Source organism: Micromonospora sp. KC723, assembly GCF_004348595.1.
Classification (GTDB): domain Bacteria; phylum Actinomycetota; class Actinomycetes; order Mycobacteriales; family Micromonosporaceae; genus Micromonospora.
The window spans coordinates 1-21,640 of the sequence record NZ_SMKD01000027.1 but is presented as its reverse complement, the minus strand read 5'-3'; the positions used below and the strand labels follow the sequence as shown (position 1 = coordinate 21,640).

Below are 21,640 nucleotides of genomic sequence, written 5' to 3'. Positions count from 1 at the left end.
CCGGCTGGTGCCCGGATAAGGCAGGGCGGCCGTCAGGCGACCGTGACGGTGAACTCGGCGGTACGCACCACGCCGGCCACCTGGAAGTCGAGGTACATCCGGTACCGGCCGGGCCCCGGCACGGTCAACCAGAAGGTGATCGCGTCCCCGGCCGGCACCGCATCCGGGTGGACGTGCAGGTAACCGAGGTCGCCCTCGCGCAACGCGACGAGGTGGCCGTACGCGCCGAGGTAGCGCTCCAGCGCGGCCGGAGCGGTGCCGTCGTGGACCTGGAAGCGCAGCGGGACGGCCCGGCCCACCTCGGGCGCGCCCTGGTAGGCGACAGCGAACCGGTCGACGGTCGCGGTGGTGGCCGGGGCCGGCAGCGGCCGGGGTTCGTAGGCGCCGGGCACGACCAGGTCCACCCCCAGGGTGGCCGGCGTCTGGCGGCCGTCATCGGCGACCGCGGTGAAGTCGGCGTACGCCCGCCAGACGCCGGGCCGGGCCAGCGTCAGTGGCACCGACCAGGTGCCGTCGGGGGCCATGGTGGGGTGCAGGTGCTGGTAGCCGGTGAGGTCCCGGCGTACCACGATCAGGTGCATCGGCTTGTCGTGGACGACGGCGAAGCGGGTGACCGCACGCCGCTGGTCGTCGCGGATCTGGAAGCGGAACTCCACAGCCCGGCCGGCGGGGAACTCGGTGCCCGACGGGGTCAGCGTGTAACCGGACGCGGTGACGGCCAGCCCGCCGGCCGCTGTCGCGGCCTCCCCGCCCGCGCCGTGGTCGTGGGCGTCGGCGCCGGGAGCGTGGGAGTGTTCGCCGCTGACCGTCGCCGCGACACCCGCGCCGGACGGCGTCGTGGGCTTCGGGTTGGCCCGGCCGAGGCCGAAGCCGAGCAGGATGGCGAGCACCAGCCCGCCCACGGTCAACGCGAGCCGCAGGGTGCTCCGGTCCGGCCCGGCACCATCCGCTCGGCCCGGTGCCGCGTCGCCGCCGGGTGAGTCGGGCCGGGCGTCGGGACCTCTCGCGTCGGAGTCGACCGCCGTAACGGATCGCTGCTCGGCCATACGCCCACCGTACCGCCGGTCCCGCCGCGCCCCGGCCGCACGGTGGTCGCCGTGGCGTCCCTCGCAATCCGCTCCGGCCGGGAACTTTCCCGTTCCCACCGGCAACGGGACGACCCGCCGGTCACGGCGGGCGGTCAGCCCGCCACGGCCAGGGCCAGCGGGAGCACGTCCGGGGCGCCGGCCCGACGCAGCAGCCGGGCCACCATGGTCATCGTCCACCCGGAGTCGACCAGGTCGTCGACGAGCAGCACCGGGCCGTCCAGCCCGGCGAGCGTGTCGGCCAGCCCGTCCGGCAGGCTGAAGGCGTCGTGCAGCGCGCGTACCCGCTGGGCGCTGTTGCCGCGCGGCCCGCCGGCACCGCTCGGACCGGTGGGGACGGCGTGGCCGAGCAGCGGCAGCCGGCCGACCGCGGCGATCCGCTCGGCGAGCGAGCCGACCAGCGCCGGGCGGGTACGGGAACCGACGGCGACCACGCCGGCCGGGCGACGCGGCCACCGGTCGTCGCCGTGCGCCCACTCCTTCAGCACGTCGACCACGGCCGCGGCCACGTCGTCCGGGACCGGCGCGTCGGCGGCCTCCGGCCCGACCAGTCCGCGTAGCCGCCCACCCCAGCCGAGGTCGGACAACCGTCCCACGGCCCGCCCGGGCAACGCCTGCTCCGCCGGGGGAATCCGCCCCTTCAGGGGTACGCCCACCGCGTCGAGGCCGGTCGGCCAGAGCTTCTTCGGCGCGATCGCGACACCGGGACGGCCGAGGAAGGTCTGCGCGGCGGCCAGCGCGGCGACGGAGACGTCGGCGGTGAACAGTGGCCCGGCGCAGCGGTCGCAGCGACCGCAGTCGGCCGCCCCCGTGTCGTCGAGGCATTCCCGCAGGTAACGCAACCGGCAGCCGGGCGTCGTCGCGTACTCCCGCATGGCCTGCTGCTCGGCGGTGCGTGCCTGGGCGACGCGGCGCAACCGGGCCTCGTCGTAGACCCAGGGTTCGCCGGTGGCGAGCCAGCCGCCGCGCACCCGGCGCACCGCCCCGTCCACGTCGAGCACCTTGAGCATCAGTTCGAGGCGGGTCCGGCGCAGGTCGACGATCGGTTCCAGGGCCTGGGTGGAGAGCGGCCGGTCGGTGGGCAGGGCGGCGAGCACCGCCCGGACCTGCTCCTCGGGCGGAAAGGCGAGCGAGGCGAAGTACCGCCAGATGGCGGCGTCCTCGGCACCGGGCAGCAGCAGCACCTCGGCGTGCGCGACGGCCCGGCCGGCCCGGCCGACCTGCTGGTAGTACGCGATCGGGGAGGGCGGTGCGCCGAGGTGCACCACGAAGCCGAGGTCCGGCTTGTCGAAGCCCATGCCGAGCGCGGAGGTGGCCACCAACGCCTTGATCTTGTTGTCGAGCAGGTCCTGCTCGGCGGCACGCCGGTCGGCGTCCTCGGCCTGGCCGGTGTAGGAGGCGACCGACCAGCCACGCGCGCGGAGGAACTCGGCGGTCTCCCCCGCCGCCGCGACGGTCAGCGTGTAGATGATCCCCGAGCCGGGAAGCTGGTCCAGGTGGTCGGCGAGCCAGGCCAGCCGGTGGGCCGGGCTCGGCAGGTCGAGTACGCCCAGCCGCAGCGACTCCCGGTCCAGCGAGCCGCGCAGCACCAGCACGTCCGGTCGCCGCGCCGCCGGATCGGCCAGTTCGGTGCCCAGCTGCTCGGCCACGTCGGCGGTGACCCGGGCGTTGGCGGTGGCCGTGGTGGCCAGCACCGGGGTCCGCGCGGGCAGCTCGGCCAGGAAGGTCCGCAACCGGCGGTAGTCCGGCCGGAAGTCGTGCCCCCAGTCGGAGACGCAGTGCGCCTCGTCCACCACCAGCAGGCCGGTGGTGGCGGCCAGCTTCGGCAGCACGCTGTCCCGGAAGTCGGGGTTGTTGAGCCGTTCCGGGCTGATCAGCAGGACGTCCACCGCCCCGGCGTGGATCTCGGAGGTGATCTCGTCCCACTCCTCCAGGTTGGCGGAGTTGATCGTGCGGGCCCGGATGCCGGCGCGGGCGGCGGACTCCACCTGGTTGCGCATCAGCGCCAGCAGCGGGGAGACGATCACGGTCGGGCCGGCGGCGTCGGGGCGTTCCCGCAGCAGCGCGGTGGCCACGAAGTAGACCGCCGACTTGCCCCACCCGGTGCGCTGCACGCAGAGCACCCGCCGCCGGTCCACCACCAGCGCCTCGATCGCCCGCCACTGGTCCTCGCGGAGCCGGGCGTGCTCGCCGGCCAGCCGGCGCAGCACCGCCTCGGCCCGATCCCGTACCGCCGCCCGATCCTGGCTCATCCGGCATTTCTACCAGTTGCCGGGCCGTGGACGGGCCCTGTGCCGACCTCACTGTGGGGCGTCTTCGATACCTCCCTCGACGAGTGCGGCCCGCCTGAGCGCTGCGGGATCGACGCCCATCGCCGCGAGGGCACGGACGGCGGTGCCCTGGGTGAGTGAGCAGACCGCCGCGACGACATGGGCTCCCCGGATGCCTGGCGGGCGCGCCGACTTGGACAGCGTCACGGCCTGCTGCCACACCTGCTGGGCCTGCGGGGTGGCGCGGAAGACCCCGGTGGCCGGCCTGAGTTGCCCACCTGCGGGTGGGGCGGTCTCCGAGGTGGTGATGCCGATGGAGGCCAGGGCGGTCGCGTGCGCCCGCTCGATGGCTTGGCGCAGTGTGCCGGGGTCGGCGCCCACCCGACCGAAGGCGCGGTGGGCGCTGCCCTCCGACAGCCCGGTCGCCGCGACGAGCAGATGCTCCGGTGCGGGCAGGTCCTCTCCGGCGCGTCGGGCCTCCGCCTCGGCATCGGTCAGCACCTGCCGCATGGTCTTGATGTCGCGGACGGCGTTTGAGAGTCCCATCGGGAACCTCCTCCTGTGGACGGGGCTATGACCGGCGTTCCCGGGTCATGGGTGCGAACTTCTTGTGTGCCGCCTGCGCGCTGACGCCGAGGGCTTGGCCTACCTCCGCCCACGTCCAACCCTGTCGGATCGCTTCCTTCACGGCTGCCAGTTCGAGCTGGCCGGCCAGTCGACGCAGCGCGACGACGGCGGCGAGCGCGGCGGCGGGCTGGTCGGGGGTCGGAAGATCGGGAAGCGGCGGCATGTCATCAACTTAGGTTGATAACGCTCGGTCGTCAACCCAAGTTGATGACTACCGTGGTTGCGACGCGGCGCTCTGCGCGTCCTCGGCGGAGACGGTGGATCCGCGGCAGGTGCCCGTTCGACGGAGGCCCCACTGGCGGATCATCGCTCCAGCATCGCCCGTTGTCGGAAGTCGGAGCAGGCACGCCCATGGAAGCCTGATTGAAGCAACTCGATGTCCTGTGCTCCGACTCGACGGGGAGTCGCCGTGCGCTGTGGACGACGACAGGAGGAGGCTTCATGCGCGGACGAAGGTTGGCGACGGCGGTGGCGGCGACGACTCTCGCACTGGGCGGACTGGTCGGGGCGAGCACCCCGGCGGCCGCTGACCCGCAAGGCGGCACGCTTCGCGGGGTCTACTACGACTACCAGTTCTGCCAGAGCTACGGCAGCGAGGGGGTGCAAACCGGCCGGTGGAACTGGTTCTACTGCGAGTACCGCCCCTCCGGCCCCTCCGGCGGCTTCTACTTCCTCTGGACCTTCACCTACTAGGCCGTGCTTGGTAAGGAGTGAGACTGGAAGTCGACGTACGCGGGGCGGCCGGATCGAGCGGGCGCCCCGCGTACCCGTGGAGAAGGGTGACCGTCAGCGGGCCGGCAGGCCGGCGCGGGCCGCCACGGCGGTGTCGGGGTGGTCGGCGAAGACACCGTCCAGGCCCAGGCCGTAGAAGAGTTCGTACTCGGCGGTGACGTCGCCGCGGGCGTTGGGGTCGGCGCCGACGCGGAAGTCGGCGGGCAGGAACTGGTTCTCGGCGCGGAACGTCCAGGCGTGCACGACCAGCTTCTCGCGGTGGGCGTCGCGGACCACGGTGGTCGGCGCGCGGAGCTTGCCGGTGGCGTCCCGGGGAACGATCAGGTTCTTGTTCAGGCCGACGCCGTCGGCGTACCGGGCGATCCACCGCAGCCCGGCGGGCGCGGCCAGGTCGGCGTAGCTGCGCGGGTCGCCGGCGACGGTGAAGTCGTACGGGCGGCCGGTCGCGTCGAGGAGCTGCACCAGCGGCACGTCCACCATCCGGTTCAGCCTGCGCAGGTTCGCCGTCTCGAAGGACTGCACGAAGACGGGCGCGTTCCGGTGCGCCATCCTGTTCTTGCGCAGCACCGCCACCAGCGGCTCCTCCAGAGGCAGCCCGATCGAGGCGAAGTAGCTGGGGTGCTTGGTCTCCGGGTAGACGCCGACGGTCCGGCCCCGCTGGCGGCTCTCCGCCCGGGCCAGGTCGATGACCTCCTGGAAGGTCGGCACCTCGAACCGCCCGTCGAAGGCGGTGTTCGCCACCCGCACCTGGGGCAGCCGCTCCTTGGCCCGCAGCGTCTTCAGCTCGGCCAGGGTGAAGTCCTCGGTGAACCATCCGGTGACGGCCACCCCGTCGATGGTCTTCGTCGCCCGGCGGGCGGCGAACTCCGGCCGGACCGCCACGTCGGTCGTACCCGAGATCTCGTTCTCGTGCCGGGCGACCAGCACGCCGTCCTTCGTCGAGACCAGATCCGGCTCGATGTAGTCGGCGCCCATCCGGATCGCCAGCCGGTACGCCTCCAGGGTGTGCTCCGGGCGGTAGCCGCTGGCACCGCGGTGGGCGATCACGATGGGCCGGTGCTCGGCCCGGTCCGCGCGCTCCGCGTCGTCCTCACGGGCGGACGCCGCGCCGGGCACGGCCACGGCCACCGCCAGCAGCGTGCCGGCCAGGCCGAGAGCGGAAAGGGTACGTCGCAACGCCGTCTCCTGTCGTCGATGAGTGACGCCCAGCAGACCGGCTGCGGCTGACCGCGAGTTGGTCCACGTCTGACCAGCGGGTGAACCCTGCGGGATACCCGGTTCATCGACCCGGCGATGCCCGAGAACGGAAGATTGTCTGGTGCGTCGCTTCCTCCGTCATCCCGTGCGGCTGGTGCCGCTCGGCTTCCTGGCGGCGATCGCCCTCGGCACCGGCCTGCTGATGCTGCCCTGGGCCACCGGCGCGCACCGGTTCACCCCGTTCACCACCGCGCTGTTCACCGCCACCTCCGCCATCTCGGTCACCGGCATGCCCGTGGTGGACACCCCGACGTACTGGAACGGCTTCGGCCTCGTCATGATCACGGTGCTCACCCAGGTCGGCGGCCTCGGCATCCTGACCGGCGCCACGCTTGTCATCCTGGTGGTCGCCCGGCAGCTCGGACTGCGCAACCGGCTGCTCGTACAGGCCGAGACCGCCGAGTACGGCATCGGAGACGTACGGGGACTACTGCTGCGCATCGCGGGACTCGCCCTGGTCAGCGAGGCGGTGATCACCGCGCTCCTCGCCTTCCGGCTCTGGTTGACCTACGACTATCCGGCCGGACGGGCCCTCTGGTACGGGCTCTTCCACGCCGTCCAGGGCTTCAACAACGGCGGCTTCTCCCTCTGGTCCGACAGCCTGGTGGGCTTCGCCCGGGATCCGTGGATCTGCCTGCCCCTCGTGGCCGGCACCATCGTCGGCGGTCTCGGGTTCCCGGCGTTGTTCGAGGTGGCCCGGGCCTGGCGCCGGCCCGTGTCCTGGGCGGTCTCCACCAAGCTGACCGTCTGGGGCAGCCTCACCCTGCTGCTGATCGGCCTCGTCGGCCTGCTCGCCGCCGAATGGGCCAACCCGAACACCCTCGGCCCGTACGACTGGCGCGGCAAGCTGCTGTCCGCCCTCACCCAGGACGCGGTCGTCCGGACCGGCGGCTTCAACAGCCTCGACATCAATCGGCTCGACGAGGAAACCTACCCGTTGCTCATCGCGCTGATGTTCATCGGCGGCGGCAGCGCCAGCACCGCCGGCGGCATCAAGGTCTCCACCTTCTTCCTGCTCGCCTTCGTCATCTGGGCGGAGCTGCGTGGCGAACCGGACGTCACCGTGGGTCGCAGCCGGATCGCCACCGCCAGCCAGCGGCAGGCGCTCACCGTGGCGCTGCTCAGCGTCGCCCTGGTGGCCGCGGGCACGGTGGGACTGATCCTGATGACCGAAGGGGTGGCCTACTACCGCGCGCTGTTCGAGGTGACCTCCGCCTTCACCACCACGGGCCTCTCCGTGGGCAGTCCCGCCGAGTACGGCACATCCGGCCAGTTGCTGTTGACCCTGCTCATGTACATCGGTCGGGTCGGGCCGCTCACCCTCGGCTCGGCCATCGCGTTGAACACCCGGCACCGCCTGTACCGCTACCCGGAGGAGCAACCCATTGTCGGCTAGGAACATGGACGACAGCGGCGTCGTGGTCGTCGGCCTGGGGCGGTTCGGCTGCCACCTGGCCGGGTCCCTCACCCAGCTCGGTCACGAGGTGCTCGCCATCGACCGCAGTCCGGACCTGGTACAGCGCTGGTCGGAGCAGCTCGACCGGGTGGTCCAGGCGGACGGCACCGAGGAGGCCGCGCTGCGGCAGCTCGGCGTGGCGGAGTTCCGCCGGGTGGTGGTGGCGATCGGGGCGTCGGTGGAGGCCAGCGTGCTCAGTGTGCTGGCCTTGACCGAGCTGGGCGTGCCGCAGATCTGGGCCCGGGCCACCTCGGCGAAACATGCCAAGATCCTCGCCTCGGTGGGCGCCCACCACGTGATCTTCCCCGAGGCGGAGACCGGCGAGCGGGTGGCGCACCTGATCGTCAGCCGGATGCTCGACTTCATCGAGTTCGGTGACGACCTCGCCATCGCCAAGGTGCCGGTGCCGCAGAGCCTCGTCGGCCGGCGGTTGCGCGAGCTGACCCCGACCGAACGGTACGGGGTGATGGTGGTCGGCGCGAAGCTCCCCGGGGAACGCTTCCGCTACGCCGGACCGGACATGGTGCTGCAACCGGAGAGCGTGCTGATCGTGGAGGGCACCATCGAGCAGGTGCAACGGTTCGCCGCCCCCGGCTGAGGGTCAGCGACCCCGCCGGCGATCAGTCGTCGTCCTCGTCGTCGTCCTCGTCGCCACCCCGGGGCCGCTCGGCCTTCTTCGCCCCCGAGCCCTTCCCCGACTTGGCCTTGGCACCACCGCCGGAGCCCTTCTGGGAGGTCGCGGTGGCGCCGCCCCCGGCGGACGCCTTCTTCGCGGTCGATGTCGCCGGGGCCTTGGCCGGCGCTGTCGCCGGGACGGGAGGCGGCGCCGAACCGGCCACCCCGGACACCTGGACGGCGCAGGCCGTCTCACCCACGTGGAACTGCACCGGCAGCGGGTTGGCCCCGGTGTACCGCCCGTTCAACGCGACCTTCTCCGACGCGCCGGGCGCGAGCGCGGGACGCCCCGGCGCGGGCTGCACCACGACCGTGCGCCCCTGCTGCCGGGCCACTGCCGGGCTGGCCCTCGTCACCGTCTGCCCGCCGGGGAAGACGAAACGCACGCGCCAGTCCCGCAACTCCTCCGTGCCGGTGTTGGTCAACGTCACCTCGGCCGTGAAGTCCTTGCCGGAGTCCTCGCGCAACGCGTACGACACGCCGCAGCCCCGCTGCTGGGCCAGCTCCATCCGGGCCGCGGTGGGTTCCTCCGCTCCTCCGCTGGCCGGGCTCTTCGACGTGACTGCCCACATCGCTGCGGTCACCGCGACCAGCCCGGCCGCGGCCACCCCGGCCTCGACCCCGCGCCGCCGGGCCCCCGCCCGCCGGGTGCGGGTACGACCGGGAGACGACAGCGCGTCGGTGTCGGCCGACCACGGCAGGATCGTGGTGCCGGCGGCGGCCAGCAGGGCCGGATTCCCGCCCACCCCGGGCGCCGGGGAAACCGGCACTGCCGCGACCATGCCGGCCGCCTCGGCCAGCGTACGAGCCACCTCTGCGGTCGCCGGCCGGTCCTCGGGCCGCTTGGCCAGGCAGCGCCGCACCAGCTCCGCCACCTCGTCCGGGAGGCCGGTCACCTCGGGCATCGGCTCCGGATCGTGGTACATGTGCGCGCGGAGCATCTGGGTGGTGGTGCTGGCCTGCCAGGGCAGCCGACCGGTGAGCATCCGGTAGAGCAGCAGCCCCACGGCGTACACGTCGGTGGCCGGGGAGACCTGGCCCTTGTCCAACCGCTCCGGCGCCAGGTAGGCCGGCGTGCCGAGCAGCGCCCCGTCCGGGTCCTGCTCGCTCTCACCAACCAGCGCCGAGATACCGAAGTCCACGACCTTCACGCCGGTCGGGGTGAGCATGACGTTGCCGGGCGTGACGTCCCGGTGCACCACCCCCCGGGCGTGCGCGGTGGCCAACGCCGAACTGACCTCAGCTCCGATCGCGACCGCCTCCCGCCAGGGCAACCGGCCGTTCCGCCCGAGCCGGCCGGTCAGCGGGCCGCCGTCGACCAACTCCATCACGACGTACGGCACGGTAAGCCCGACCTGCTCGGACTCGCCGTAGTCGTACACGTTGGTGATGTTGGGGTGGCAGAGCCGCGCGGCGGCCTGCGCCTCCGCCCGGATCCGGTGCCGGAACCCCCGGTCGCTGGCCAGCCGCGACGCCAGCACCTTCACCGCCACCTGGCGGCCGAGCACCTCGTCGTAGCCGCGCCACACCACGGACATGCCGCCCGCGCCGAGCTGCTCGATCAGCCGGTACCGCTCACCCAGCAACTGCGCGCCGTCCCGGTTCGCTCCACCCATGGTCGGTCGTGTTGCCCCCGCCCCGCCCCGCTACACCTGGGTAATCGGAATCGGTCAGGTAATCACCTGATCAGGCGGTCGCGAGCAACTGGTCCACCGGAGCGTAGTCATCCGTGAGCACCAGGGCGTCATCGACGAACGCGGCCAGCGCGCCGCCGGAGAGCAGGTCCGGAACCGAGTCCAGGTCGCCGAGGCGCTGACCGAGCGCGTCCGACGGCAGCGGCGCGTCCGAGGCGACGATGAGGAAGTTCGACCCCACCGCGCCGGCGAGCGCGTCGGCCGGCGCGACCAGCGCGACGTGCCGGAACTCGGCCGCCACGGTGGCCACCTCGCTGCGGATGAACCGCCCCGGCGGATAGTCGATGACGTTCTGCACGTACAACCCGCCGGGCCGGAGCACCCGCCGTACCTCGGCCGCCATCTCCCGGGTGGCCAGGTGCCAGGGCACCACCAGGTGTCCGAAGGCGTCCCCGACGACGAAGTCCCGACTGTCGGTTGGCTCGGCGGCGACCAGCATCCGGGCGTCACCGACCACCGCCCGCAGCTCCGGCCCCGGACGTACGCCCAGCTCACGCCGGTCCAGATCGACCAGCCCACCGTCGATCTCGAACACCAGGTTGTGGCTGCCGGGCCGGGTGGCGCTCAGGTAGCGGGGCATGGTGAACCCGCCCCCGCCCAGGTGCAGCGCGTCCAGCCGCCGGCCCTCCGGCGCCGCCACGTCCGCCGCCGCGCCGATCCACTGCGTGTACGCGTACTCCAGGTGGGTGGGGTCGGCCAGGTCCACGTACGAGTGCTGGGCCGAGTTGAGATACAGCACCCGGCCGGAGGCGCGCGAGGGGTCCACCGCCACCCGGGCGCAGTGGTAGGCGGTCTCCACGTCGCACGGGTTCGGCGCGACCGCGCCGAGCCCGGCGCCGACCAGCCCGAGCACCGCCAGGGCGGCCTTCACCCGGCCCGGACCGGCCCGCCCGGCACCCTCCTGCCGGCGCAGGTAGACGCCGAGGGCGAGGCCGGTGACGCCGAGCAGCGCCGCCAACGCGATCAGGATGACGGTGCTGGGCAGTGCCGCCACCAGCACGAAGCCGGTGCCCAGGGTGGCGCTGATCCCGCCGAGGGTGCCGATGCTGGACAACCGGCCCACCACCTGCCCGGTGCGGCGCAGGTCGGCGAGTTGGAGCTTCACCACCAGGGGGGTGACCGCCGACAGCAGGGCCGCCGGCACGAAGACGGCCGCCGCCACGAGCAGCAGGATGGCGCTGGCCGCCCCGCCCCGCAACACCTCACCGGCGTACCGGACCACCGGCAGGGTGACCGCCGAGGCGATGCCGGCCAGCACCAGCGCCGGGGCGAGCAACGGACGCGGGTCACGCCGGTCGGCGAGCCAGCCGCCGGTCCAGGCCCCGTACGCGATGGCGGCCAGCGCGATGCCGATCACCGAACTGGTCACCTGGAGGGTCACCCCGACGTACGGGCCGACCAGACGTAGCGAGACCGTCTCCAGCACCAGCACGGCACCGCTGGAGAGGAAGACCAGGAACGCGGCGAGCCCGTTGGGCAGCGCGCGGGAGGCGGCCGGCGTGGGCGCCGGATCGACCATGACGTCGGAGGATGAGCTGCTCACCGTCGCGATGGTACGCAGCGTTCCTGGGCCTCCGACTCAGTTCATCGAAAGATGAACATGGTTTGTGTGGTCGGCGGCCGGACTGCCGGAGCCGCTGTACGCCCGCCAACCGGTGTTGGGCAGCCAGATCTGCCGGTACCAGATCACGTAGAGCACGCCGAGCCGGTCGGCGTTCTTCTGCAGGTAGTTCGCCAGGCTGTCGCCGTACGCCTTGTCCCCGCCGGTCGCGGTCTCGTCCTTGAAGGTGCTGGTGGCGGCGGAGAAGTCGCAGGCCCGGCCCTTCGGGTGTTCACCGTCGCCGCCGGGGCGGAAGCACTTGACGTACCGCTTGTAGCCGGCGGCCTGGGCCTGCCGGAGGGCGTGCAGGGTACGCGGGGTGATGCATCCGTCGGTGGTCGGGTCGTTGACCGAGCAGGACTCCGACGGCCAGGAGCCGTCGGAGTTGCGCTTGGCCGGGGCGGCCGAACGGGCACCGCCGCGGAAGCCCGCGCTGGTGCCGGAGCTGACCGTGGCGAGCGCCTGCTCGGCGTCCCGCTTCCGCTTGGCCAGCGCGGCGACCTGCTTCTGCTGCTCCCGCACCTCGGCGTCGATAGCCAGCTTGGCCTGCGCCGCGGTCTCCTTCGCGGTGTGGTACTCGCGCAGCCGCCGGGCGTCCCGCTGGCCCATCACGTCGAGTTCGGCGGCGCGCTGGAGGAACACCTCGGGGGTGGCGCTGTTGAGCAACGCCGAGGCCGTGGTGAGCCGGCCCAGCCGGTACGACTGCGCGGCCACCTCGCCGACCTGGGCGTTCAGCCCGACCAGCTGTACCTCGACCGCCTTCAGCTCGTTGGTCAGCTCGATCTGGCGGCGCTTGGAGTTCTCCAGCTTCGCCTTGGCCTCCAGGTGGCCCTTGGCGGCGGCCTCCAGTGCGTCGCGCAGCTTCTTCGTGCCACCCTCGTTGGGTTCGGCGGTGGCCGGTACGGCACCGCCGCCGAGCAGCAGTGCCAGCACGGCGAGCAGCACGGTCAACGGCCGGCGCACCCGCGAGCGGGTGATGCTGGTCCTGGGCACGAAGGTGTCCTTCCCTCTTCCCACGGGGCCGGTCGACCCCGGCGCGGCGATCCCGCCGGCTGCTCGGGCCAACCGGCGGATGACCGCCGGTCACGATACCGGACACAGCCGGGTTGACCAGGCCGGCGACCCCCGAGGCCATCGATCGCCCACGCCACGCAGGGATGCTGTCGCGCACGGTGACCAACCGTGATCCACTTCGTCTGCGTCGGGTGGTGCCGGACCCCGCTCGCCACCACGGCGGGCGGATCGCGCCGCGACCCGTCGGATCAGTGGTCGAGGAGGGCGGCCCGCGCCGTGGACCAGGTGGCTTCGTCGGCGGCGACGAGCAGCCCCGGGCGGTCGTCGCCGGGATGGTAGTCGGCGCCGTCGAAGCGGCGGGCCACCCCGCCTGCCTCCCGCACCAGCAGTACGCCCGGCGCGTGGTCCCAGGGCAGCGTCCGCCAGAAGAGCACGAACCGGTGGTCGCCGGTGAGCAGGTCCAGGTACTCCCGGCCGGCACAGTGCTGGCCGGGCAGCAGCTCGCCGAGCCGCGCCCCGCCGGCCTCGACCCGGGTACGAACGGCCGGAGGCAGGTAGCGGGTCATGGCGGTGCCGCGCATCCTCCCGTCGGGCGGCGCGGCGACATCCGCGGCCCGCACCGGCTTCCCGTCGAGGCGGGTGCCCGCACCGAGGCGGGCGTCGGCGAGGACCCCGGCGAGCGGGTCGAGCACCCAGGCCCCGGTCATCTCGCCGTCGGTCAGCAGCGCGACCATCAACGCGAACGGCGACCGCCCGACGGCGAAGTTGTTGGTGCCGTCCACCGGGTCGACCAGCCACACGTCACCGCCGCCGCGCAGGTGGCGCAGCAGGTCGGGATGCTCGGCGACCGCCTCCTCGCCGACCACCACCGAGCCGGGCAGCAGCCGGCGCAGGGCCTCGCTGATCCGCTCCTCGGCCCGCCGGTCGGCGACGGTGACCAGGTCGCCGGGGGCCTTCTCCACGATGTCGGCGTCGTCGAGCCGCCGGAACAGGGGCAGCACGATGTCGGTCGCGGTCTGCCGCAGCAGTTCCCCGACGTCGTCCCGCAGCCGGTCAGCCACGTGGCGGAAGCTTGACCACGCTGACGAAGAACTCGTCGATCTGCCGGACCACCGAGATGAAACGCTCGAAGTCCACCGGCTTGGTCACGTAGGCGTTGGCGTGCAGCTGGTAACTGCGCAGGATGTCCTCGTCGGCCTGGGAGGTGGTCAGCACGACCACCGGGATCCGGCAGAGCTGGTCATCCTTCTTGATCTCCTCCAGCACCTCGCGCCCGTCGCGTCGGGGTAGGTTCAGGTCGAGCAGGATCAGGTCGGGCAGCACGGCGTCGGCGTACTGCCCCTCGCGCCGCAGGTAGGCCAGCGCCTCGGCGCCGTCGGAGACAACCGTCAACCGGTTGCGGAGCTTGTGCTCCTCGAACGCCTCCTGGGTCATCAACACGTCACCCGGATCGTCCTCCACGAGCAGGACCTCGATCGGGCTGTTGCCGTCGGTCGGCGCCGTCATCCCACCGTCTCCCTCATGTCACCCGTTGTACCCCGCTCCGTCGTCCCGTCCGGCGTGTCGTCGTCCGCCGCGCCGTCCGGCTGTCGGCCGGCCGGGTTCGGTCGGTCCACCGCGTCGGGAGTGTCGCCGGTCCCCGCCTCGTCAACGGCGGCCTCGGCCGTCGCCGCCTCGACGTCCTCCGGGCGGGCCGGGAGGGTGAACCGGATCGCCGTACCCTCGCCGACGGCGGTGTCCACCCAGACCCTGCCGCCGTGATACTCGGCGATCTTCTTGACGATCGCCAGTCCGATGCCGGTGCCGGGGTAGGCGTCCTTGGAGTGCAGCCGCTGGAAGATCACGAAGATCTTGTCGGCGAACTCCGGTTCGATGCCGATGCCGTTGTCCTGGCAGCTGATCTCCCACTCGTCACCGACCAGCCGCGCCGACACGTGCACCTTCGGGGCGACGTCCGGCCGGCGGAACTTCACCGAGTTGCTCACCAGGTTGGCCAGCAGGTTGGTCAGCAGCGGCTCCTCGCCGCGGATGGTCGGCAACCGGTCCCAGGTCAGCTCGGCGTCGGCGTACTGGCGGGCGGCCTCGGTCTGCCCGGCCACGTCACCCATCACCTTGTCCAGGTCGACCTCGGTGAAGCCGCTGGTGAGCCGGCCGATCCGGGAGAAGGCGAGCAGGTCGTTGATCAGGCGCTGCATCCGCTGCGCGCCGTCGACGGCGAAGGCGATGTACTGGTCGGCCCGCTCGTCGAGCTGCCCGGCGTAGCGCCGTTGCAGCAGCTGGCAGAAGCTGGCCACCTTGCGCAGCGGCTCCTGGAGGTCGTGCGAGGCGACGTAGGCGAACTGTTCCAGGTCGCGGTTGGAGCGGGTCAGCTCCTCGGCCTGCTTCTGTAGCTGGCTGTTGACCCACTCGATGTTCTGGCGTGCCTCGCGTACCTCGTCGAGTTCCCGGGCGATCTTCTGCCGCATGGCCTCGACGTCCACCGCGAGCTGGCGCAGCTCGGGTGGACCGGACCCCTCGATGCGGTGCTGGTAGTTGCCGTTCGCCACCTCACGGACCTGGAGCACCAGCCGGGTAAGCGGGCGCATCACCACCCGGTCCAGCGAGACCACGGCCAACGCGCCGGCCACCACGACCACCGCCGCCGCGATGATCAGCAGCAGGACCAGCAGGTCGCTCGTGTGGTAGATCTGCTCGGCGCGTCGCTCCCGCTCGGCGTAGATCAGGCTCTGCAGGGCGGTGACCGAGTCCCGGACCCGGGCGAACTCCTGGCGGGAACGGTCGGTGATCAACGCCTGCCCGGCAGCGGCGCCGGACCGGTTGGTCGTGTCGATGACCGGCTGGGCGGTACGAACCCGCCACTCGTCGGCCCGCGCGTGCACGGTGTCGAGCTGCCGGAGCATGTCCGGATAGTGGCGCAGCAGCTCACCCATGCTGCGATAGAGCTCCTGCTCCCGCCGGATCCCCTCGGTGTACGGGGTGAGGTCCGCCTGCTGGCCGGTCAGCGCGAAGCCCCGCACCGCCGTCTCCTGGCTGATCAGCACGCCGAGCAGTTCCTGCGACTGCGCCCGGGCCGGCCCCGTCTCCCGGAGCACCGCGTCGGCGTGGCGCTGGTTCTGGGCCGCCACCACGGCCTCGGCCACGGCGAGACCGACCAGCATCGTGCCGACCACCGCGAGCAACGCCAGCACACGCCGGCGCAGGGTCCATCCCCAGCGGTACGAGTTCACCGGCCACCGCCACGGGTGACCAGCAGCATGGCGACGTCGTCGGCGAGCGGGCCACCGTTGATCTGCTCCGCCCGACCGACCAGCCAGGCCGGCAGCTCGGCGAGCGACACCGCCTGGTTGGCCGGATCCTCCAACAGACCGGCGAGCCCCGGCACGTCGAGCCGGTCGTCGCCGTTGCCCACCCGCCCCTCGATCAAACCGTCGGTGTACATCAACAAGGACCAGTCATCGGTGTCGAACTCCAGGTCGAACGCAACGGGTCGGCGGGGTCGTACGCCGAGGAGCAGGCCGCCGGGCGCCGGAACCGGCGCGACCTTGCCTCCGGAGAGCAGCAGCGGCGGCGGGTGCCCGGCCAGCCGGACGGTGGCGCGGTTGGCGCGCAGGTCCAGCCGCGCGGTGGCGACGGTCGCGAAGATCTCCTGGAGCCGGCGTTCGCTCATCAGCACCTGCTCCAGCGCGGGCAACACCTCGTCGTCGGGCACGCGGGCCAGGATCAGCGCCCGCCAGGCCACCCGCAGCTCGACGCCGAGCGCCGCCTCGTCCACGCCGTGTCCGCAGACGTCGCCGACAATCAGGTCGACCCGGTCCGGTTGGGTCTGCACCACGTCGAAGAAGTCCCCGCCGATCAGAGCGGCGTGCCGGCCAGGCCGGTAGAAGGTGTGCACCGACACCTCGTCGGTGGACATCAGCGGCTGTGGCAGCAGGCCACGCTCCAGGCGGGCCGACTCGGCCTGACGCAGTTCGACCTCGCGCAGCCGGCGGGCGTTCTCGTCGGCCCGCTTGCGTTCCACGGCGTACCGCAGCGCCCGGGTCAGCAGCACCCCGTCGACCTGTCCCTTGACCAGGTAGTCCTGGGCACCCTCGGCGACCGCCACGATGCCCAGGTGCTCGTCGGAGCGGCCGGTCAACACGCAGACCGCCGCGCCGCTGGCCATGTCCAACACCTTGCGCAGCCCGTCCAGGCCCTGCGCGTCCGGCAGCCCGAGGTCGAGCAGGACGCAGTCGACCCCGGCCATCCGCTGCCGCGCCTCACTGAGGCTGGCCGCGACCAACAGGTCGATCATCGAGTTGGTCTCGGCGAGCAGTTCGCCCACCAGGAAGGCGTCACCCTCGTCGTCCTCGACCAGCAGCACCCGTAGTCGTTCGCCGGGCGGCAGGTTGGGGTGACGCCCGAGGCCGCCCTGCGGGTACGGCGCCATCGAAGGCCCGGCCAGGCCGGGCCCCCGATGCGGCCGGGTCACCGCCGCGAGACGCGGGAGGTCGCTGGTGATGTCGGGCTCCTTCCGAGTGCCCTGCTGATCCTGTATCAGACAACGGTCGCACACAACACGACCGTGGCGGCACGGGCGTACCCGGGCAAGGCCGTCACACGGTAAGCGTTCGGGCGGGCATACCGGGCCCACGTTCCCGAGCGGCCGGGGCGGGGTCGCCTGTCGCGGGCGCGGATGTCACGAACCGCCGCCGGCCGGACGAACCGCCTCGCTCGACCATGCCTGCCCTACTTCCACCGGAAGTGGACGAAGAGACGGCCGAAGTTCTTCGAGTCCTTCTCGACCCGGTGGTAGAGCTGCTTGACGTCCTTCTGGTCGAGGAACCGCAGCACCCGCTTCTTGAGCTGGCCGGAGCCCTTACCGGGGATGATCTCCACGAGGGTGGCCTTCTTCGCCACCGCCTCGTCCATGATGCCGCGCAGCGCCCGGTCGATGTCGTGGCCCTTGTTGAAGATGTCGTGCAGGTCCAACTTCAGCTTCATGCCGCGCCCACCGCCCGGTCAGGTCCCATCCGACCATGGTATTCCGGCCCACCGCACCGCCCGGGCCACGCAACGACCCACCGCCTCAGCCGCGTCGGAACAGCCCCGTAGGGCTGCCCCGACGCCTGCGCATGCCACGCGCGGAACTCAGCGACCGCCGCTGACCCGGCTCTCCACCCGACGCAGCGCGGTCGCGTAGTCGTCGTTGCCGGAGTGCATCGCCGCGGCGATACGCAGGTGCCGCAGCGCGTCGCGGTAGCGGTTCAACCGCTCCAGCGTCCGCCCCAGAACATGGTGCGCGTAGTGGTCGCTCGGGTCCCGGTCGACCAGCTCCCGCAACTGCGCCTCGGCCCGGTTGAGCTGGGCCGACTGGAAGTAGGCGCGGGCCAGAAGCTGGCGCACCGAGGAGTTGCCCGGCTCGGCCTCGACGATCGGCTCGAGCAGCCGGGCCGCTCCGGTGGGGTCACCCGCTTCGAAGAACATGGCCGCCCGCCGGTAGTCCGCCAGAAGATCCATCCCGACCCACCTCCTCGTGTCGTACCGCCCTTTGGTCGACGCTGGCACAACACCGGCCGTACCGCGAGTGTTCCTCCGGTGGCTATCGCGGGTCAGAGGGTCGGGTCGTACCGGTCGGCGATCAGCTCCCAGGCCCGGACACCCCCGACGATGCCGGCCGTGTTGGGCACGACCACGACGTCGTCGCCCATCCGGGCCACCTGTTCGGAACGGATCAGGCGCGAGTTCCCCCCACCCAGGTACAGCCGGTCCCAGCGGAACACCGGCCGCAGGCCCTCCACCACCTGCCGGATCCGCCGTGACCAGAAGGCGTCGCCCAGCCGGCGGCGCTCCGGCTCCCCCACGTACGTGTCGTAGGTGGTGCCCCAGCGCACCGGCGCGTGGGACAACTCCAGGTGCGGGGCGAGCGCGCCGCCGTCGAACAGCGCGCTGCCCAGACCGGTACCGAGGGTCAGCACCAGTTCACAACCGGTCCCGGCCACCACCCCGGCGCCGTGTACCTCGGCGTCGTTGAGCACCAGCGCCGGCAGCCCGAAGGCGTCGGCGAGCGCGCCCCGGGCGTCGTACCCGGACCACTCGGCGAGCAGGCCCGGGTCGACCCGGCTGCGCGGGCCGGACCGGGTGACGTAGTGCGGGGTGGCCACCACCACCCCGTGCCGGATCATGCCGGGCATCCCCACCGTCACCCGGTCCGCAGCCGGCAGCCGCCCACCCAGCTCCAGCAGGGTCTTGACGAACAGCGCCGGAGGCAGCGGGTACGGGGTGGGCACCCGGATCGGTCGGGCCCGCATCGTGCCGGCCCCGTCCAACACCGAAGCCTTGATCCCGCCGCCGCCGCAGTCGATCGCCAGAGTGGTCACCACGGCAGTGAGTCTGCCTCGCGCTTCGGCAGACGGTGACGCGGGGCGGATATCCGGCCGGTCGGGCGGCGCCTCCCCGGTAGGCTCGGCTCCCTATGAGCGCCACGTTGATCGCCAAGGGTCTCGCCGCCGGCCACGGCGACCGGCTTCTCTTCTCCGATCTCGATCTGGTCGTCGCCCCCGGCGACGTGGTCGGGCTGGTCGGCGTCAACGGGGCCGGCAAGTCGACGCTGCTGCGCACGTTGGCCGGACTACAGCCGGTCGAGGAGGGCTTCGTCACGCTGAGCCCGCCCACCGCCACGGTCGGCCACCTGCCGCAGGAACCGGACCGCCGCCCCGGGGAGACGGTCCGCGACTTCCTGGCCCGGCGTACCGGTGTCAGCGCGGCGCAGGCGGCGCTGGACGCCGCCACCGAGGCGCTCGTCGCCGGCGCCGCCGGCGCGGACGACACGTACGCCGAGGCGCTGGAGCGCTGGCTCGGCCTCGGCGGGGCCGACCTGGCGGAACGCGCCGAGCAGGTCGCCGCCGAACTGGGGCTCACCGTCGACCTGGACCACCCGATGACCGGCCTCTCCGGTGGCCAGGCGGCCCGGGCCGGGCTGGCCTCACTGCTGCTCAGCCGCTACGACGTCTTCCTGCTCGACGAGCCGACCAACGACCTGGACCTGGCCGGCCTGAAGCGGCTGGAGGAGTTCGTCACCGGGCTGCGCGCCGGCGCGGTGCTGGTCAGCCACGACCGGGAGTTCCTCACCCGAACGGTCACCCGGGTGCTGGAGCTGGACCTGGCCCAGCAGCAGATCCGGCACTACGGCGGCGGTTACACCGCCTACCTGGAGGAGCGGGAGGTGGCCCGCCGCCAGGCCCGCGCCGAGTACGAGGAGTACGCCGACACGAAGGCGGCACTGGAGGCGCGGGCGCGGACCCAGCGGGCCTGGATGGAGAAGGGCGTGCGCAACGCCCGCCGCAAGGCCACCGACAACGACAAGTTCGTCAAGCACTTCCGGGGCGAGACCAGCGAGAAGCAGGCGGCGAAGGCCCGGCAGACGGACCGGCTCATCGAACGGCTGGACATGGTGGAGGAGCCCCGCAAGGAGTGGGAGCTGCGGATGGAGATCGCCGCCGCACCGCGCGCCGGCACCGTCGTGGCCGCCCTGCGCGGCGCGGTGGTACGTCGGGGCGACTTCACCCTCGGCCCGGTGGACCTCCAGATCGACTGGGCCGACCGGGTGGCCATCACCGGGGCGAACGGCTCCGGCAAGACGACCCTGCTGGCCGCGTTGCTGGGCCGGCTGCCGCTCGACTCCGGGCACGCCTCGCTCGGCCCCGGCGTGGTGGTCGGCGAGGTCGACCAGGCACGCGGGCTGTTCCTCGGCGAGCAGCCCCTGCTGGACGCGTTCGGCGCGGCCGTACCCGAGCTGACCCCGGCGGAGGTGCGGACGCTGCTGGCCAAGTTCGGCCTGCGCGCGGCGCACGTGCTGCGGCCGGCGGCGACCCTGTCACCGGGCGAGCGGACCCGGGCGGCGCTGGCCCTGTTGCAGGGCCGGGGGGTCAACCTGCTGGTGCTGGACGAGCCGACCAACCACCTGGACCTGCCGGCGATCGAGCAGCTGGAGCAGGCGCTGGCGCACTATGCCGGCACACTGCTGCTGGTCACCCACGACCGGCGGATGCTGGAGGCGGTACGCGTCGACCGGCGGCTGCGGGTCGACGCCGGACGGATCGCCGAGGACTGACCCGTGCCGACCCGGTCGCGCCGGGTGACAATGGCTCCATGCTCAAGTGGGAGTACGCGCTGCTGGTCCGCCGCCGCCAGCCGGCCACCGACGACATCGGCTGGGAGATCGTCTTCGTCTGGTACGGCCCGGACGGCTCGATGGTCGACGTGACGCCGTACGGCGACACCGCGCTGGCCCACCTCAACCGGGCCGGCGACCAGGGCTGGGAGCTGGTCGCCATGAGCGAGGACCCGTCCCTGCCGGGCAACAACGAACTGCACCGGTACCACCTCAAACGGCCGAAGACGGCGGCCCCGCCACGGCAGCGGATCCGCGGCGTGGGCCGGACGGTCCGGCGGACGATGTCCGGTTGAACGACACGGGGCCCGGAGCCGGCGCGCGGACCACCGGCCGGGCAGGCCGGCATAGCAGGCCGGAATCCGGGTAACGGCGGCCCGGGAGGTGGCCATGGTCGCGCTGGCGCAGACGCCGCCCTCGGCCGAGCGGCTGCGGGCGATCGACGGGTTCCTCGCGGAGGCCTGGGCCGACCAGGCCCGGCACGACGAGCGGCTGCGCGGGCTCGCCGTCGAGGTGCGGTTCGACCGGGGGGTGGCCCACCTGACCGGCGAGGTCGCCGGGGCCGCCCAGCTCAGCCTGGTCCGGGAGCTGGTCGGCCGACTGGCCGGCGTCTTCGGCGTCTGGGACCGGGTCCGGGTCGCCGGACGCGACCCGGTGGTGGTGGACCTGGGCTGCGGAGGCCAGAAGCAGTACCCGTCCAACCTGGGGTTGGACATCTTCCCGGCGCCGGGGGTGGACGCGGTGGCGGACCTCAGCCGGGCGCTGCCGTTGGCGACCGACTCGGTCGACGCGCTGTTCGCGGTGCACATCCTGGAGCACCTGATCGACTTCCTGCCGCTGGTGGACGAGTGCCACCGGGTGCTGCGGCCGGGCGGCGTGCTGCACGTGATGAGCCCCTGGTGGGGGCATGTCAACGCGGTCGCCGACCCGACGCACGTCCGGCTGCTGGACGTGCAGACCTTCAAGGGCATCTGCGGTCAGCGCCCACCCGGCACGCCCCGCTGGTACCCGCTGCACGCCGGCTGTGACGGCGCCTCCGTCTTCGCCGACCTGACCCCTCTCCCCCCGGACGCCGCCCCGC

General features: G+C 72.8%; 20 protein-coding genes and 1 pseudogene. 6 read left to right on the top strand and 15 right to left on the bottom strand.

Translation table 11 applies throughout. The annotated features are described in order from the left end of the window. Nucleotides 1–32: 32 nt before the first annotated feature. The 4 genes from E1165_RS09095 to E1165_RS09080 all read right to left on the bottom strand — a co-directional run bounded on the left by E1165_RS09095 (nt 33) and on the right by E1165_RS09080 (nt 4,145). Nucleotides 33–1,046: a hypothetical protein gene (locus tag E1165_RS09095; protein ID WP_243704673.1), complete on the bottom strand. Its 1,014-nt coding sequence runs from the start codon at nt 1,044–1,046 to the stop codon at nt 33–35. 134 nt (nt 1,047–1,180) lie between these two features. Next, nucleotides 1,181–3,337 (bottom strand): RecQ family ATP-dependent DNA helicase, encoded by a 2,157-nt coding sequence (locus E1165_RS09090; protein ID WP_132389650.1) that lies wholly within the window; start codon nt 3,335–3,337, stop codon nt 1,181–1,183. Nucleotides 3,338–3,385: 48 nt separating this feature from the next. Next, nucleotides 3,386–3,901, bottom strand: coding sequence for a Clp protease N-terminal domain-containing protein (locus E1165_RS09085; RefSeq protein WP_132389648.1), 516 nt, complete (start codon nt 3,899–3,901; stop codon nt 3,386–3,388). 25 nt (nt 3,902–3,926) lie between these two features. Further along, on the bottom strand, nt 3,927–4,145 hold the full coding sequence (locus tag E1165_RS09080) for a helix-turn-helix domain-containing protein (RefSeq protein WP_132389646.1): 219 nt from the start codon (nt 4,143–4,145) through the stop codon (nt 3,927–3,929). A 278-nt stretch (nt 4,146–4,423) separates the two neighbouring features. Between E1165_RS09080 and E1165_RS09075 the strand changes: the two genes are divergently transcribed. Further along, nucleotides 4,424–4,675 (top strand): hypothetical protein, encoded by a 252-nt coding sequence (locus tag E1165_RS09075; protein ID WP_132389645.1) that lies wholly within the window; start codon nt 4,424–4,426, stop codon nt 4,673–4,675. A gap of 93 nt (nt 4,676–4,768) precedes the next feature. Here the strand turns inward: E1165_RS09075 and E1165_RS09070 are convergent, their stop codons facing one another. Further along, nucleotides 4,769–5,890, bottom strand: a complete 1,122-nt coding sequence (locus tag E1165_RS09070; RefSeq protein ID WP_132389643.1) for a glycerophosphodiester phosphodiesterase — start codon at nt 5,888–5,890, stop codon at nt 4,769–4,771. A gap of 142 nt (nt 5,891–6,032) precedes the next feature. On the opposite strand from E1165_RS09070, the gene E1165_RS09065 reads away from it, so the two are divergent. Both E1165_RS09065 and E1165_RS09060 read left to right on the top strand, forming a co-directional pair. After that, entirely contained in the window at nt 6,033–7,367 is a 1,335-nt protein-coding gene (locus E1165_RS09065) for a TrkH family potassium uptake protein (protein ID WP_132389642.1), read from the top strand. Continuing rightward, nucleotides 7,357–8,025 carry a TrkA family potassium uptake protein gene (locus E1165_RS09060; RefSeq protein WP_132389641.1) on the top strand — a complete coding sequence of 223 codons (669 nt, stop codon included), beginning with the start codon at nt 7,357–7,359 and terminating at the stop codon, nt 8,023–8,025. Before E1165_RS09065 ends, E1165_RS09060 begins: the two co-directional genes overlap by 11 nt. Nucleotides 8,026–8,047: 22 nt before the next feature. Here E1165_RS09060 and E1165_RS09055 read toward each other — a convergent pair whose 3' ends face one another. The 10 genes from E1165_RS09055 to E1165_RS09010 all read right to left on the bottom strand — a co-directional run bounded on the left by E1165_RS09055 (nt 8,048) and on the right by E1165_RS09010 (nt 18,769). After that, entirely contained in the window at nt 8,048–9,718 is a 1,671-nt protein-coding gene (locus E1165_RS09055) for a serine/threonine-protein kinase (protein ID WP_132389639.1), read from the bottom strand. A gap of 70 nt (nt 9,719–9,788) precedes the next feature. After that, a complete protein-coding gene (locus E1165_RS09050) occupies nt 9,789–11,339 on the bottom strand; it encodes a fused MFS/spermidine synthase (RefSeq protein ID WP_132389637.1) in 1,551 nt (516 codons plus the stop codon). Nucleotides 11,340–11,375: 36 nt separating this feature from the next. Further along, the gene (locus tag E1165_RS09045; protein WP_132389635.1) at nt 11,376–12,389 is read right to left on the bottom strand and encodes a hypothetical protein; all 1,014 of its coding nucleotides are present in this window, start codon (nt 12,387–12,389) and stop codon (nt 11,376–11,378) included. 269 nt (nt 12,390–12,658) lie between these two features. Then, nucleotides 12,659–13,471: an inositol monophosphatase family protein gene (locus E1165_RS09040; RefSeq protein WP_132389633.1), complete on the bottom strand. Its 813-nt coding sequence runs from the start codon at nt 13,469–13,471 to the stop codon at nt 12,659–12,661. After that, entirely contained in the window at nt 13,464–13,916 is a 453-nt protein-coding gene (locus E1165_RS09035; protein ID WP_132389631.1) for a response regulator, read from the bottom strand. The genes E1165_RS09040 and E1165_RS09035 overlap by 8 nt, the downstream gene beginning before the upstream one ends. Then, the gene (locus E1165_RS09030; protein WP_132389629.1) at nt 13,913–15,637 is read right to left on the bottom strand and encodes an ATP-binding protein; all 1,725 of its coding nucleotides are present in this window, start codon (nt 15,635–15,637) and stop codon (nt 13,913–13,915) included. Before E1165_RS09030 ends, E1165_RS09035 begins: the two co-directional genes overlap by 4 nt. After that, nucleotides 15,634–16,878: a PP2C family protein-serine/threonine phosphatase gene (locus E1165_RS09025; RefSeq protein ID WP_243704672.1), complete on the bottom strand. Its 1,245-nt coding sequence runs from the start codon at nt 16,876–16,878 to the stop codon at nt 15,634–15,636. Before E1165_RS09025 ends, E1165_RS09030 begins: the two co-directional genes overlap by 4 nt. Nucleotides 16,879–17,135: 257 nt before the next feature. Then, nucleotides 17,136–17,390 carry a Smr/MutS family protein gene (locus tag E1165_RS09020; protein WP_013736060.1) on the bottom strand — a complete coding sequence of 85 codons (255 nt, stop codon included), beginning with the start codon at nt 17,388–17,390 and terminating at the stop codon, nt 17,136–17,138. Between the two features lie 147 nt (nt 17,391–17,537). Then, on the bottom strand, nt 17,538–17,906 hold the full coding sequence (locus tag E1165_RS09015; protein WP_132389627.1) for a M48 family metallopeptidase: 369 nt from the start codon (nt 17,904–17,906) through the stop codon (nt 17,538–17,540). Between the two features lie 92 nt (nt 17,907–17,998). After that, the gene (locus E1165_RS09010; RefSeq protein ID WP_132389625.1) at nt 17,999–18,769 is read right to left on the bottom strand and encodes an ROK family protein; all 771 of its coding nucleotides are present in this window, start codon (nt 18,767–18,769) and stop codon (nt 17,999–18,001) included. 92 nt (nt 18,770–18,861) lie between these two features. Here E1165_RS09010 and E1165_RS09005 point away from each other — a divergent pair, with 92 nt between their 5' ends. The 3 genes and pseudogenes from E1165_RS09005 to E1165_RS08995 all read left to right on the top strand — a co-directional run. Continuing rightward, nucleotides 18,862–20,499, top strand: a complete 1,638-nt coding sequence (locus tag E1165_RS09005) for an ABC-F family ATP-binding cassette domain-containing protein (RefSeq protein WP_132389623.1) — start codon at nt 18,862–18,864, stop codon at nt 20,497–20,499. Nucleotides 20,500–20,537: 38 nt separating this feature from the next. Continuing rightward, nucleotides 20,538–20,783 (top strand): annotated as a pseudogene (locus E1165_RS09000) (hypothetical protein); the annotation flags it as partial. Nucleotides 20,784–20,949: 166 nt separating this feature from the next. Next, nucleotides 20,950–21,640: methyltransferase domain-containing protein (locus E1165_RS08995; protein ID WP_132389619.1), on the top strand; the 691-nt coding region annotated here is incomplete at its 3' end.